This is a genomic window from Paenibacillus anseongensis (assembly GCF_009757995.1).
GTDB lineage: Bacteria > Bacillota > Bacilli > Paenibacillales > NBRC-103111 > Paenibacillus_E > Paenibacillus_E chondroitinus.
The window spans coordinates 46,779-60,657 of the sequence record NZ_WSEM01000009.1; the positions used below are offsets into that span (position 1 = coordinate 46,779).

Genomic DNA, 13,879 nt, shown 5'->3' on the forward strand with positions numbered 1-13,879 from the left:
CCTTTTAAAAAGTGCTTTATGATATAGTAAGAAGAAAACGAAAGTGTAGATGTTAGGAGCGGTTTTTGTGATCAGCATTAAAGATGTTGCCAAAAAAGCGGGCGTTTCAATCTCGACCGTGTCCTATGCGCTCAACGGAAACCCCAAAGTGACGGAGGAAACGAGTGCAAGGATTTTGAAGATAGCCAGCGAGCTGAACTATGTTCCGAATGCCGCGGCAAGAACGTTGAAGAAACGGGTCTCCAAAATCATCGGTGTTTATTTGACGGATTTTAGCGGAGCTTTTTACGGGGAAATCTTGCAGGGGATGAAAGAGGTACTGAATAAACGAGGTTATGATCTGATTGTCTGCAGCGGCTCCTACTCTCACCGTTTGCTGCCGCAGCGTATGATTGACGGGGCTGTCGTTTTGGACCACTCGTTCGCAAGCGAAGAATTGCTGCAATTGGCGGACCGCGGACATAAATTGGTTGTGCTGGACCGTGAATTGAACCATCCGAACATCAATCATGTTCTTCTGGACAATAAAGCGGGGGCTACCTTGGCTATCGAGTATTTGATCGAAAGAGGCCATCGGAAACTGTATGTTGTAACGGGACCGAAGGATTCCTACGACTCCAGACAGCGGCTGCAGGCAACGAAACAATCCATTGAGCGGAATTCCGATCTGATTTATATCGAGATCGAGGGGAATTTCAATAAGGATTCCGGAGAACGAGCCGCCGAGCAAATTATGCTGGAATACCAAGAACCAGTTGCCGTTTTTTGCCTGAACGATGAAATGGCGATTGGCATGTACAATACGTTGGTGAAATCGGATTTCCGGATTGGCGAACACATCCACATCATCGGTTTCGACAACATCGAGCTGACACAATACACGCAGCCGCGCCTCGCGACGATTGATTACTCCAAACGCAAGTGGGGTGCATTGGCATCCGAGCAGCTGATTAAGCTGATTGGGGAAGAAAAAGTGGAGCATGAGCGGGTGTATGTGAGTCTGGTTAAGGGCGAGTCGGTTGGAAAAGGATGAGCCGAGCTTGTTTTCCATATGAAATAAAACAACAGCGGCTTTCTAGGACTTTATTCAAGTCTTGGTCTGCCGCTGTTTGGTTTTTGTGGTGAGGAATAGTGTTGCAAATTTATAAATAAATGGATTTTAGATGCGCCTATCGGTAAGATTGATTAGAGCCGATACGGGCGCTGGTCGTCCAAGGGTCTCTAGCACCATGCATGCTATTAAAAGCATTAACTGCGGCAGTGGCTACTTCAATATCTTGAGCACTTGTGCCTCCGCTTACACCGATGCCGCCGATGACTTTGTCGTTATGGATGAGAGGTATGCCTCCACCCAGAATGGTCACTCTACCATGATTGGTCGTGTTGATACCGAACGAAGGCGAGCCTGGGAGAGCTGATTGCGCAAGGTTGGCTGTCGGCATTTGCATGGCAACGCTAGTCCAAGCTTTCCCTTGCGAGATTTCGATCCCGGCAATTCGCGCGCCGTCCATACGATGGAAAGCGATCAGGTTCGCGCCTTCATCCACAATCGCGATATCGCTGTTCAGCCCCATTTGCCGGGCCTTCTGTTCGGCGACTTCCAATAAATATTTAGCCGTTTCTAACGTAAGTTTGTGCATCACATTCACTCCTCGGAATTTGGATACTCCGATATTGTATGGTCATTCCCCCAGAGGGGTGAATTCGATCATAGGAGGTCCCAATTCGTGATATGATGAGAAGATGAGTAAGTCTCATAAAATATGCAATTGCTTGAGACACTCGAGGGTGATCGTCTTAGCGGTCGTACCACTGCTATCCACGTTGGTGGCGAATACCCATGAGGCCTTATCCGTCTCCACATAGCCGATATACCATCCGAGTCCCATATCGGAAAGCCTTGTCCCTGTTTTACCATGAACGGTGTATGCGTCCTGTTCGTTATCGATCATAATGCGTTTGACCGTTTTCATCGTTTGCTCATGGAACGGCAGCGTTTCTTCCACGAGATTCTCTATGAATTGAACTTGCTCTTGTGCGGAGATCGTTAAGCTGCTATTCAACCAGAACTTATCGATGCCGCCACTAATATCTTGATTACCATACCCAATTCGATTGAGATTGCTTTGCATCCGTTCAGGACCAATGTCCCGAGCCATCGCTTGGTAATACCAGATAGCGGAATTTCGCATAGCGGAAGCTAACGTATGATCGCGATTCCAGATATCGAATTCCCGAACGATCCCGTCCCAGCGTTTGACTTCGTACTCATCCTCTACGGCATGTTCTTCCAAACCGATGAGTGCATTAGGAACTTTGAATGAGGATTCCGGTGTGAAACGCTGGGTGCTCCTCGGGAGATTATAGGTATACATGTTATCTGTTTTCAAATTTTTGATCACGATTGTACCTGATATTCCATGGAATAATTCTTCTACATGAAGTTCCTTGTTCCCGGGCTTGGCGCTAGCCGAACTCGCGATACTGGCGAAAGAGCCTGTACTTGTAAAAAGCAGGGTAATAAGCAGTAGAACGATAACCTTCATTTTATTCATTTTTTTCATCATGCTTCACTCCTCTTTGGTTTGAAATGGAAAGAATTCACTTTCTTCACGTTGAGTATACGAGGAATGGCATGAATTTTATATGCTAGTATTCTTGAATTGTACCCTTACAGTTGGGGAGAAGAGGGGATGAACCCTATGCTATATGAAGAGATTGTGGATCAGATGATGAAACACATTGAAGAAGGGACTTTGAAGCCGGGGAACAGGCTGCCTTCTATTCGTGCTTTAACGCAGGAATTCGCATGCAGCAAAAATACGGTTATGAAAGCTTATGGCGAGTTAGAGAAGCGGCATATCATCTATTCGGTGCCCCAGAGCGGCTATTACGTCGTGAAGGGTTATCGGAGACGGGAAACGTTGGAGGGAGTGCACGGCACAATTGACTTCCTATCGGCTGGACCTGATCGGCATGCGATGCCTTATCGGGATTTTCAACACTGTATCAATCAGGCTATTGAACGCTACAAAGAAGAGATGTTCACGTACTCGGACATTCAAGGGCTTGGATCGCTTCGCGTCCAGCTGGCCAAGCATTTGCAAGAGCTTCAGGTGTTCACAGTGCCTGATAAGATTTATGTCGTTTCCGGTTCGCAGCAAGCTCTGCATCTGCTTCTATCCCTGCCTTTTCCGAATGGCAAACGCCATATCTGTCTGGAGCAGCCCACGCACGCTGGGTTTATTGAAGCTATACGTCAGCATGGAAGCGAGACTTATGGCATAGAAGTAGGAAACGAGGGGATCGATCTAACGCGGTTGGAGCAGCTTTTCAAACATAACGATATCAAGTTGTTCTACACAGTGTCCAGATTTCACAATCCGACCGGCTACAGCCATACGAATGAAACAAAGCGAAAAATCGTCGAATTAGCGCAGCGATATGATGTGTATATCATTGAGGATGACTATATGGGCGACCTGGACTCGAATGCCAAGGCTGATCCGATGTTTGCCTACGATCCTTCCGGCAGAGTGATTTATGTCAAAAGCTTCTCGAAAGTGATGCTGCCCGGCCTCCGACTTGGCTTAGCCGTACTCCCTGATGCCTTGCGGGAAGATTATCTGCGAGCTAAGTTCGCCGCAGACATACATACGCCTATGCTGACGCAAGGCGCGCTTGAGATTTACCTTCAGAGCGGAATGTTCAGTGCCCACATTGAACGTATGAGGAAACTGTATAGCAAAAAGGCTGCGCTCTTGCAGCAAGCTTTCCGGAAGTGGCTGCCTGCTGTCGCCACCTATTCGGGTTCCTTATCCGGCTTCTATTCCACTATTGAATTGCCGGTGCCGATGAAAGCGAAGCAGCTTCAGGAATACCTGAAGCATCAGCATGTTTTAGTGGATCATGCAGAGCGCATGTATCTTCCTGATTTCGTCAAAGATAATGTGATTCGCCTCAGTATTTCTCAAGTGGATGAGGATTTGATTGAGCGAGGCGTTCAGATGATCGCAAAAGGGATAACTGAGCTGCTCAGCAGGCGGACGGAAGTGAAATTTGTGAGTGGAAATAAAAAAAGATGACCCCTATACCTATAGGAATCATCTATGCATGGTTGTTAATTATCCTTGTTCATGCTGTTGAACGGCTCGTGCTACCCGCTCTCCTAGTTCGGTAGAGGCATTGTAGAGATAGTTCAGAACAATGTTTTGCGTATTTTGGGATATACCGGACAGATCGCCAGAGAGATTAGCAACCAAGTGATCTTGCTGCACAGGAGAGAGTGAGTAATAATACTGGCCTGCTTGCGTAAAATCATCCTGTTTCGGGATGTCCGATCGCATAAGATGGCCTTCTACGTATCTCCCATTCCCGCTGGTTACCAACGAATCAGGGGACCAGTTGGCCTGGTGGTTAATAGGAACCTTACGGAAATCCGGCCCCATTCGCCGGCGCTGAGAATCCCAGTAAATATTGTTGCGTCCTTGCAGCAGCTTGTCGTCTGACATTTCGGCACCTTCCAATAAATTGGCGGGTGAAAAAGCTATTTTCTCCACTTGCTCCATGTAGTTATCCGGATTACGGTTCAGCACAAGGCGGCCAACTGGCTGCAGTGGATATTGCCGTTCATCCCAAACTTTGGTATCATCCAATGGATCAAATGGAAGAGCTGTTTCATCCGAGGGGTTCATCAGTTGTACGTAAAGTCCGTATTCAACCGTGTTTCCTGCTGCTAAATGATCGTATAAATCTTTGCCTGCAAAATCCGGATTCTCCGCTGCAAGCTGAGTGGCTTCGCGACTATCTATGTACTGCACGCCGGCAAAAGGAACCCAATGATATTTGACATACGTACGGGCGCCTGCTGCATTCTTCCAAACATAAGTGTTAACACTGTGTCCAGGGACGTGACGGAAACTTTTAAGCGTGCCGGCGTCGGAATAGAGCCAAAGAAGAAAATGCGTGGCCTCCGGTGATCTCGCTATGAAGCTCCATAACCGCTCGGGATCGATGAGATTATTTACCGGTGAGGGTAAGGAGGCTTTAATAAACTCAGGAAAGCGCATGGCATCGCGTACCGCAAAAACGGGGATGTGATTGCAGAGGAGATCAAAAACACCTTTTTCCGTATAAAACTTGGTGGAGAAGCCACGCACATTGCGGGAAGTGTCCGGGGTACCCTTGTTGCTGACAGCAAACGAGAACCTTACCGTGACAGGGACCTGCTGACCGGGACTTTGAAGAAAACAAAGCTGAGTGTATGCCGCCATGGAATGGACGGTCTGAAAGTATCCGAAAGCGCCGTATCCTTTGACGTGTACCGGCCTTTCAAGAATCTTTTCATGTATAAAAGTTTCCAATGTTTCATGCAGAACGCTGTCCTGTTCCAGTACGGGACCTCGGTCACCGACAGTTTGCGAATGATGGGTGGCCGGTTTAACAGTTGACCATTGTGTAGGGGAATGACCATGAAGCTGCTGATCATTTATCATAGGCTGCGATGGCTGGATGGAAGGTCTTCGGGGAAATTCCTTATTATCTTTCATCATTGTACCTCCTGTATCAAACCGTCAATTCTCCCTGATCTCTTATTATTTATGTTGAGCATCCCTGCACTTATGACAATACTTTATGGACGAAATCGCTTACGTAGCGGGAGATTGATCTTTGACAATTGTAGTTAAAAAGTTACAATGTGTATGTTTTGCTCTGGCTAAAAGGTTTACAAAAATCACATATTCGGCAGTAGGCTTAATGGGGGAACCGGATTTGTACAAACCATCCTGACCTGGATCAGGGGGGATAGAAGGTCTTTGACAGCACAAAATCGACATATTTACTAAAACGTCTGCTGAGTTTAATCTTCAATTTGTAAGCGCTAGCAGCTTTCAAAGATGACCATAAGGGAGGACATGCAATGTTGAAGAGAAAGAAGCAAGTCGTGGCGTCCGCACTCGCGTTAGCGGTATCACTGTCCGTATTGAGCGGTTGCGCAACTAAAAAAGAGAATGAAAGCGCCGCAAACGGAAGTGCAAGCTCGAAGGCAAGCTCAGTGAATAAAGAAGGGTATCCGATCGTGAAGAATCCACTGACTTTATCGATCATGGCTCCGGATATGGGGATTCAGAACTGGAAGGATATGCCGGTTATGCAAGAGATGGAGAAGCTTACGGGCATCAAGATCGATTACCGGAATGCTCCTCGTGATAGTTTTGATACGAAGAAAAACCTTGTTTTTGCAAGCGGCGATTACCCGGACATTTTCTTTGCGTCGAAACTGACACAAGCGGAAGAGCTGAACTACGGAAGCCAGGGCATCTTAATTCCTTTGGAGAAGCTAATCGATGAGTACGCTCCGAACATTAAGAAAGTGCTGGCTGATAAACCGGATATTCGGAAGTCAATCACAGCACCGGACGGACATATTTATTCGCTTCCACGCATTGAACCGTTTCAGCCGTGGTACCGAAATCCGATGTGGTACAACGGCAAGATGCTGAAGGAGCTCAATGTGACGAAGCTGCCGGAGACGACGGATGAGCTGTATGATTTGCTGAAGCGCGCCAGAGATGAAGATCCGAACAAAAATGGTAAAAAGGATGAAATTCCGTTGTCCTCTTCCTCAGGCATCAAGCTGAGAGATATCCGTACATGGCTTCTTGGCGCATTTGGAGCTTATGAGGAAGAATTGTATGTGGATGATAAAGGAAAAGTTCACTATACACCGGCTGAAGACGCTTATAAAGGCTATGTAACGTACCTCAACAAGCTCTGGGCCGACAATTTGCTGGATCACGAATCCTTCTCGCAGACGGATGACCAGAAGAAAGCGAAGATTAAAAACGATCAAGTGCTGCTGTTCTCCGACTGGCATGCTTACATGTCCCATGGCGGGAAGCCTAACACTGAGGACGTTATGTTCAGCCCGGTTCGCAGTGACAAGGTAAGCGCTCCGGCCATCGCGAGCAACAAAGGTTTCTCGACAGGCACGTTTGCGATCTCCAAATCCAATAAATCTCCGGAAGCGTCGATTCGTTGGGTAGATTATATGTACTCACCGGAAGGCCAAATGTTGTTCAATAAAGGGCCAGAGGGCATTTTGTGGAAATATACAGACAGCACTAAGAGCAAAATTGAGTACCTGCCAGTACCGAATGGTGAAGATAGAGAGACTTACCGTTCCAAGATTACACCTAACTTCGGTATCGCTTCACCGATGGTTGTACCGGATGAGCCTGTGAAGGACGATTTCACGAAATGGGTGGAAAATGAGTCCAAAACCAAACTGCTGGACCGTGGCGCACGCGTACCGTTCCCGGCATTATACTTGACGGAAGCGGAATCTGGCGAAGTTGCGGCACTGCGCTCCGATCTCACAACTTATGTTGCGCAGATGGAAGCGAAGTTTACTACTGGACAAGAATCGCTGGACGGATGGGACAAGTATGTACAAACCCTGAAGAAAATGGGGTCGGACCGATTCCAAGAGATTTATCAAAAAGCGTACGATCGTTGGAAAAACAGCTAGTGAATGACTGAAGAAATAGAGCGGGCGTAGAGGTGAAATTGACCTTTACGCCTTTTTTGCGTGAACCTTTAAATCTGAGGGGCGAGTTCTCCCGTTTGAACGAAAGAAGGGAACTATGAGCCGTTATTTTCCTGAAAAAGCAGTATTTCCATCTGGGATGGGAACTACGGGGTGCTATTTCGGCGATTTCACTCGATAAACGTGGCGTGGAGGCGAAATAAGATCCCTGTAGTTCCGCTCGGAGGGGAATCTGTTCATTTTTCACTAAATAGGGGACACTAGTTCCTTTAAGGAAATAGACATTATACGGATAGAAGTGGGCGTAGAGGTGAAGTTGACCTTTACGCCTTTTTTTTTGAATCTTTAAATTCTGAGGGGCGAGTTGTCCCGTTTGAACGAAAGAAAGGAACTACGAGCCGTTATTTTCCTGAAAAAGCAGTATTTCCATCTGGGAAGGGAACTACGAGACGCTATTTCGGCGATTTGACCTGGAAAACGTGGCGTGGAGGCCAAATAAGATCCCGTAGTTCCGCTCGGAGGGGAAACTGTTCATTTTTAGCTAAATAGGGGACACTAGTTCCTTTAAGGATAGCCTTAGCGGAATTTTCGCTGGTTAATGAAAGTTGTAATTGGCAGGTGCGGCGGAGGTTGGTTTTATGGTGAATAGTGTGATGGGATGGAGCGTAGATGGTAGGTAATATTGAAATGTGATTGTAGAACCTGGTGCGTGTGAACGTGGACATTGGTGTTGGCGTGGGCGTGGGCATGAGTTGGGTATGGGTATGGGTATGTATGCGTGTACGTGTACGTGTACGTATATGTGATTGAGTTTGGGGAAAGTGTGAAATTGGGTTTGAGCACGGGTATGGTGATTTGCATGCGAATAGAAGGCGGTAGAGAGCCCGGAGGCGGCCGATATATGAGTAGTAGGGGACTAGAAGCATCAGGGCAATCCGAGACTACAGGGGACGCTTGTGAACACATTCAGCGCAACTAAAAAGCTCCCCGCAGCCGGTAAAGGCTAACGGGGAGCTTATTGCACAGCTAGACGAGTCCTTCGTCCATAGCCTTGCAAATGAGGGAAGCGAACAGACTGTTGGACCAAGCGAACCATGGTCTCGAGAAATTGGCAGGATCATCTGGATGGAATCCTTCGTGCATGTAGCCTGTGTCCGCATCCGTATTAATAAGCGTCTGGATAAGCTCCTTGATCTCGTCGGTATTGTTGGAAGTTAACGCTTGCACAGACAAGGCCATATGCCAGACGTAGCCGCCCGGCGTATGCGGGCTGCCGATGCCTTTGGCGTATTTACCTTCGAAATAATACGGATTATCGAAGCTAAGCGCGAACTTGCGCGTATTCTGGTAGATCGGATCGTCGATGCCGGTGTAACCGATGTAAGGGATGGTGATCAAGCCAGGTGTACCTGCATCATCCATCAGGCAGTAGTTGCCGTAACCGTCCGTTTCGTAGGCGTAAATTTTGCCGTATTTCGGATGGTCGACGATGCCGTAGGTTTGGATGCCGAAGTCGATCTCCTTCCGCAGTTTCTCTGCACGCGCAGCTAGGCGCGTATCGTTGTAGATATCCGCAGCGATTTCGATGATGTGGCCGAGAATTACGACGGCAAACATGTTGCCCGGAATGTTGTAGCCGTACAGGTTGGCATCGTCGCTCGGACGGAAAGCGGACCAGGTCATGCCGGTGTAGTTGGACGGAAGACCGCGCCCGTTATTTTGGAGCGTTTCTGTATGCTGCTTTGTTTGGCGGGTAAAATGATACAGTGACTTTTGATCATGATGCTGCTCGGTAATCATCAAGTTCACGATGGACGTCAACGCCTGGTAAACCGAATGGGTGAAAACTTCAGTAATTCCCGTTTCCTTCCAGTAAGAGTAAAGAAGCTGCACAGGGAAGCAAAGAGAATCGATCTCATATTTCCGCTCCCACATCCACGGGTTCAGGTCGCAATCGTCCGTGTCACGATAGTGCTTGTCACTTGCAGTTTCATTAAAAGCATTGGTGTAAGGATCAATGTTAATATAGAACATTTGACGCGCGATGAGACCGCTGATGATGCGTTGCAGATCCTTATCCTGCTTGGCGAAAGGAATGTAATGGCGAACTTGCTCCGTGGAGTCGCGCAGCCACATAGCTGGAATATCTCCTGTAAATACGAAGGTGGTGCCATCGTCAAGGAGTTTGGTCGTTGTTTCCAGCGTGTTCGGGAAGCAGTTTCTGAACAGCTTTTGCAGCTTGGGGTTGTGTGCCAGTTTAAAGTCGGCTTCGTTCAGAAATTCGGTAATGGAAGCGGGTAAATTCATGATGAATATTCCTCCTGTGGAATTAAGTTTAAGATTGTTTGTGCTGAAAAGCATAAGTGATAATTTCGCACTTGCCTGCAGAGGCACGGATTAGCCCGTCTTCGAGCTCGGCCGAATCGTGACGGCGCTCCAGAATGTCACTCTGGTAGCCTGCGGCGACCGGGAAGGAAGGCTTCAGCGTCAGCTGCTCCGCCTCGTTGGCGAGATTGTACAGTCGGACGATGACATCGTCATGGTCCAGGGACATCTTGAATGCTGACAAAGCAAGAGATGAGCCACTCCATTCCAACGCTTGATAACTAGTCGGCAGCGTGCCTTGCTGTTGTCCCATCGCAGTCGTGTGGAACCACGGCGATTGGAACTGGTACGCCGAGGCGAATGCGCCGGATTGGATCACATTGCCCTTATGCGGATAAATCGCAAATTCGACCGTATGATCGCCAAGACATTGGGCTTCCGGTGTCGGGAAAACGCCCCAATCGCCCAACTCGGACACACTGCGAAGCAAGGTGATCGCAATGGTGTTTTTACCGTCACGCAAGACCTCGTATTCGTTCAGCCCTTTATTGGCGATCATCAGGCCTTGTGAGCCATCCGATACACTGATGAAAGCATGTTGATGCTGGGCGTTGCTCGGATTGATCCACTCCTTGGCCGGCACTGTATCGCGTTCAGCAGCTTCAAAAATCGAATCGGCCAAATGCGTCGACGCTGTCAGTCCGGTAGGGAACAGCACCCGGAGGCGGTGGTCCTTGGCTTGGTTATTGTAGGAAGCCGATACCTGAACGCCTTTCCCGGACTGATCGAGGCTGATACGAGTGATCAGCTCGAATGGCACTAGCTCGCTTGAGCGCGAAGCCGCACGCTTGCGGAAAGGAACCATTTTCCGCTTCTCTTCTTCGAACAGCTCCGAAGCGGAAACTGGGATGAGCCAAGTATGCTTGATCTCATAGGTCACTCGATAAGGCTCATTTTCAACCAGTTTTACTTGAGCCGGCAAACCTTTGGTAGTCAAAGCAATATCTCCCTCAGGTTGACGGAAAACGTACTCGTTCCCGAGATCGCCGCAGTTTTCATATACGCCCATGCCTTCGTAGGTGAAACCTGTCTCTTTGTCGGTAATATCGTAAGAGCCGTCTGCGTGAATGCTAACCGCTATATGCGCATTAGCCATGCCGGAATCTGTCGCGTTTAACGGACTGTTTGCTGCCTCAGCTTGCGCTGTAGGTTCGTTAACCCAGGCCCACGTCTTGAGGCCTAACGCCGGAACCTGCTGCGCTTCGAAAGTCAGCGCGATTCTGCGTCCCATATAAGGCTGCCGGAATTTATCCTTCGGCAATTCGTAGCCAAAGTGCACGCCCAGATCCTCCGCATTGGCTGAAATAGCCTGGCCTTGGTCGTCCAGCAGCACGCCATTGTCCAAGTTCAATGGCAGTTGGGCCAGCCTCTCCGCAATGGCCGGCGGGTTCGGGCCTTCCTTGAAGTAGGATTTGGCGACGATCAGTTCAATACGGACAGTGCCCGTACGTTCCCAGCCAGTCATGTTGTAGATCGTAACAGGCAGGCTGTCTTTCGGCCAGGAAGCTACACTGGCTGTATCGATTTGTCCTGCCAACACCTGTAAGCTTTCGTCGATGATGGTCTCTGTCAAGTGCTTGCTCTTGTCGAAGCGCGTGATCATCTCTCGATGAACCTCGTCCACGCTGCATCCGCAGATGCTGTCATGCGGATGGTTCTGCATCAGCGTCTTCCATGCATGGGTGAGCAGCTGATGCGGGTAGGCTTTACCGGCTGCCAGATGAGCTAGCGTCGCCAGAGGCTCAGCGCCCTTCTCTAGCAGCGTCTGTCCAAGCTGGTTCAGCTGCTTGAGATAGACACGGGCCGATGCGGTATTGACCAGCGTGCCCCAGCCGTCGGTATGCTGACTGCGCAGCTCGCCTTGGATGGTTACCATGTCATCGGGCAGCTGCTTTTTGAGCGCATCGATATATTGCTCGAAACTAGAGTGAATGAAATCCACATCAGGGTAGAGTGCTTTGGCGGTGTCGATAGCTTCGCTAAGATCGCGTTGGATCGGCTGATGGTCACAGCCGTTCATGAACAGCAGCTCCGATGTAGACGCGTACTTCTGTGCATCGCCCAGTCGCTTGTCCCAGAACGCCTTAGCTGCTTCGGTTTCGACCGGAACCTCGTTGCCGTTGCTGTACCAGTTAGCGAACAGGATTCCGATAACTTTGGAGCCGTCCGGGGCCGACCAATACATCTCGGAATAGGGAGATTCATAACCGGAGCCGTGCGCGTCGATGACAACATTGTCGAAACCGGTTGGTTTTACACCGCGTCCGAACACAGCCGTATCAATGTCCGCTTGTTTGAGCAATTGTGGCGCTTGGCCCATGTTGCCAAAGGAATCAGGAAAGTATCCCAGTTTGGAGATGACGCCGTATTTGGCCGCATCCTGATGTCCGATCAGCAAATTTCGCACATTCGCTTCCGAACTGGTCAGGAATTCATCCTGCAGGACATACCAAGGGCCAATAATGATGCGGCCAGCTTTGATGTAGGCTTCCAATTGCTCTCTTTTTTCAGGATGAACCTGCAGATAGTCTTCGATAATAATCGTTTGTCCGTCCAGATGGAAATAACGGTACTCAGGGTCACGCTCCAGCGTGTCTAGCAGATCGTTCATCAGTTCGGTCAATAGATAGTGATGGCGCTCGTACGGCATATACCACTCTCGATCCCAGTGACTGTGTGAGATCAGATGAGCTGATTTTTTAGTCATAGAATGAAAACCCTCCTTTTATAAAGTAAAAATGGTGACCAAGTATCCGTGATTTTTATTTTACTTCGTAGACAGATTCACACATATCGTCGGGAATGACAATATGTATGATTTGCTCATGATAATTCCTTGCCTATCAAGGCTTAGAGGGGCTGAAGAATGACAATGCAGATTTCACATATTTACGAAAACCCGCGGTTTTTCTACACTTTAGAAGACGGATGTAAGCGTTAGCAGCAACCAACATACGAAGAAAGGAGAGGATAGAGGTAATGAGTACAATGAGTCAACAGACAGCAAGAAACACGAAGGTGTCAAGCAGCAGTTCACTGCTTTTGAGAATGAAGAAAAACTGGGAACTGTACTTATTTATCGCCCCGGCCTTTTTGTATTTCCTGATCTTCCAATACGGACCGATGTACGGGATTCAAATTGCCTTTAAAAATTTCACGCCATCCAAGGGGATCTTCGGGAGTGACTGGGTAGGATTCGCACATTTTGAGCGGTTTTTTCATTCCTATTACTTCTGGGATTTATTGTGGAATACGTTTAGCCTCAGTCTTTATGAGCTGGCGATCGGATTTCCGCTTCCCATTATATTGGCTCTTGCTTTTAATGAAGTGAAAAATGGTTTTTTCAAGAAAGGTGTCCAAACGATTACGTATGCACCGCATTTTATTTCTGTCGTGGTCATGGCGGGGATGGTGATTACCTTCCTGTCTCCATCAAGCGGAATCATCGTGAAGTTGATAGAGCTGTTCGGTATTCATGCTCCGGCTTTCTTGACGGACCCGGGCTGGTTCAAGACGGTGTATGTCTTCTCGGGGGTGTGGCAGAACACAGGTTGGGGGACGATTATCTACCTGGCGGCGCTGTCCGGCGTAGACCCGCAGCTGCATGAAGCGGCCATTGTGGATGGAGCGAGCCGGTTCAAACGCGTTCTTCATATTAATCTTCCGACAATTGTGCCGACGATTACCATTTTATTGATTTTGAATGTGGGCAATATTCTGGGCGTGGGTTATGAAAAAGTATTGTTGCTGCAAAACCCGCTGAACATAAATTCGTCCGACGTGATATCTACATTTGTCTATCGTACGGGGCTTGTCAGCGCGCAATACAGCTTCTCCACAGCCGTAGGCCTGTTCAACTCGCTGGTTAACGCGATTCTGCTGATTACTGTTAACAAAATTGCCAAGCGCACAAGTCAAACGAGCTTGTGGTAGACAAGAAGAAGG

The 13,879-nt window shown here is 48.4% G+C and carries 9 protein-coding genes; 4 read left to right on the forward strand and 5 right to left on the reverse strand.

What is annotated here, in order from left to right; genetic code table 11:
- Nucleotides 1-67: 67 nt before the first annotated feature.
- Nucleotides 68-1,033 (forward strand): LacI family DNA-binding transcriptional regulator, encoded by a 966-nt coding sequence (locus tag GON05_RS11915; protein WP_181646584.1) that lies wholly within the window; start codon nucleotides 68-70, stop codon nucleotides 1,031-1,033.
- 136 nt (nucleotides 1,034-1,169) lie between these two features.
- On the opposite strand, the gene GON05_RS11920 is transcribed toward GON05_RS11915, so the two are convergent.
- A complete protein-coding gene (locus tag GON05_RS11920) occupies nucleotides 1,170-1,640 on the reverse strand; it encodes a GlcG/HbpS family heme-binding protein (protein WP_157319370.1) in 471 nt (156 codons plus the stop codon).
- A gap of 114 nt (nucleotides 1,641-1,754) precedes the next feature.
- Complete coding sequence (gene blaOXA / locus GON05_RS11925) at nucleotides 1,755-2,546, reverse strand: class D beta-lactamase (protein ID WP_157319435.1); 792 nt, start codon at nucleotides 2,544-2,546, stop codon at nucleotides 1,755-1,757.
- A 156-nt stretch (nucleotides 2,547-2,702) separates the two neighbouring features.
- Here blaOXA and GON05_RS11930 point away from each other — a divergent pair, with 156 nt between their 5' ends.
- On the forward strand, nucleotides 2,703-4,085 hold the full coding sequence (locus GON05_RS11930; protein WP_157319436.1) for an aminotransferase-like domain-containing protein: 1,383 nt from the start codon (nucleotides 2,703-2,705) through the stop codon (nucleotides 4,083-4,085).
- Nucleotides 4,086-4,124: 39 nt separating this feature from the next.
- Here the strand turns inward: GON05_RS11930 and GON05_RS11935 are convergent, their stop codons facing one another.
- The gene (locus GON05_RS11935) at nucleotides 4,125-5,495 is read right to left on the reverse strand and encodes a catalase (protein WP_157319437.1); all 1,371 of its coding nucleotides are present in this window, start codon (nucleotides 5,493-5,495) and stop codon (nucleotides 4,125-4,127) included.
- Between the two features lie 425 nt (nucleotides 5,496-5,920).
- Between GON05_RS11935 and GON05_RS11940 the strand changes: the two genes are divergently transcribed.
- Entirely contained in the window at nucleotides 5,921-7,531 is a 1,611-nt protein-coding gene (locus GON05_RS11940; protein ID WP_157319371.1) for an extracellular solute-binding protein, read from the forward strand.
- Nucleotides 7,532-8,575: 1,044 nt separating this feature from the next.
- Here the strand turns inward: GON05_RS11940 and GON05_RS11945 are convergent.
- Nucleotides 8,576-9,856, reverse strand: a complete 1,281-nt coding sequence (locus GON05_RS11945; protein ID WP_157319372.1) for a glycoside hydrolase family 125 protein — start codon at nucleotides 9,854-9,856, stop codon at nucleotides 8,576-8,578.
- A gap of 28 nt (nucleotides 9,857-9,884) precedes the next feature.
- Nucleotides 9,885-12,641 (reverse strand): alpha-mannosidase, encoded by a 2,757-nt coding sequence (locus tag GON05_RS11950; RefSeq protein ID WP_157319373.1) that lies wholly within the window; start codon nucleotides 12,639-12,641, stop codon nucleotides 9,885-9,887.
- Between the two features lie 281 nt (nucleotides 12,642-12,922).
- Between GON05_RS11950 and GON05_RS11955 the strand changes: the two genes are divergently transcribed.
- On the forward strand, nucleotides 12,923-13,867 hold the full coding sequence (locus tag GON05_RS11955; protein ID WP_246239062.1) for an ABC transporter permease: 945 nt from the start codon (nucleotides 12,923-12,925) through the stop codon (nucleotides 13,865-13,867).
- Nucleotides 13,868-13,879 lie beyond the last annotated feature (12 nt).

Coding starts and splice junctions, on each gene's coding strand:
- blaOXA (WP_157319435.1), bottom strand. CDS start 2,546: ATGAAGGTTATCGTTCTACTGCTTATTACCCTGCTTTTTACAAGTACA.
- GON05_RS11935 (WP_157319437.1), bottom strand. CDS start 5,495: ATGATAAATGATCAGCAGCTTCATGGTCATTCCCCTACACAATGGTCA.
- GON05_RS11945 (WP_157319372.1), bottom strand. CDS start 9,856: ATGAATTTACCCGCTTCCATTACCGAATTTCTGAACGAAGCCGACTTT.
- GON05_RS11930 (WP_157319436.1), top strand. CDS start 2,703: ATGCTATATGAAGAGATTGTGGATCAGATGATGAAACACATTGAAGAA.
- GON05_RS11955 (WP_246239062.1), top strand. CDS start 12,923: ATGAGTCAACAGACAGCAAGAAACACGAAGGTGTCAAGCAGCAGTTCA.
- GON05_RS11950 (WP_157319373.1), bottom strand. CDS start 12,641: ATGACTAAAAAATCAGCTCATCTGATCTCACACAGTCACTGGGATCGA.
- GON05_RS11940 (WP_157319371.1), top strand. CDS start 5,921: ATGTTGAAGAGAAAGAAGCAAGTCGTGGCGTCCGCACTCGCGTTAGCG.
- GON05_RS11920 (WP_157319370.1), bottom strand. CDS start 1,640: ATGCACAAACTTACGTTAGAAACGGCTAAATATTTATTGGAAGTCGCC.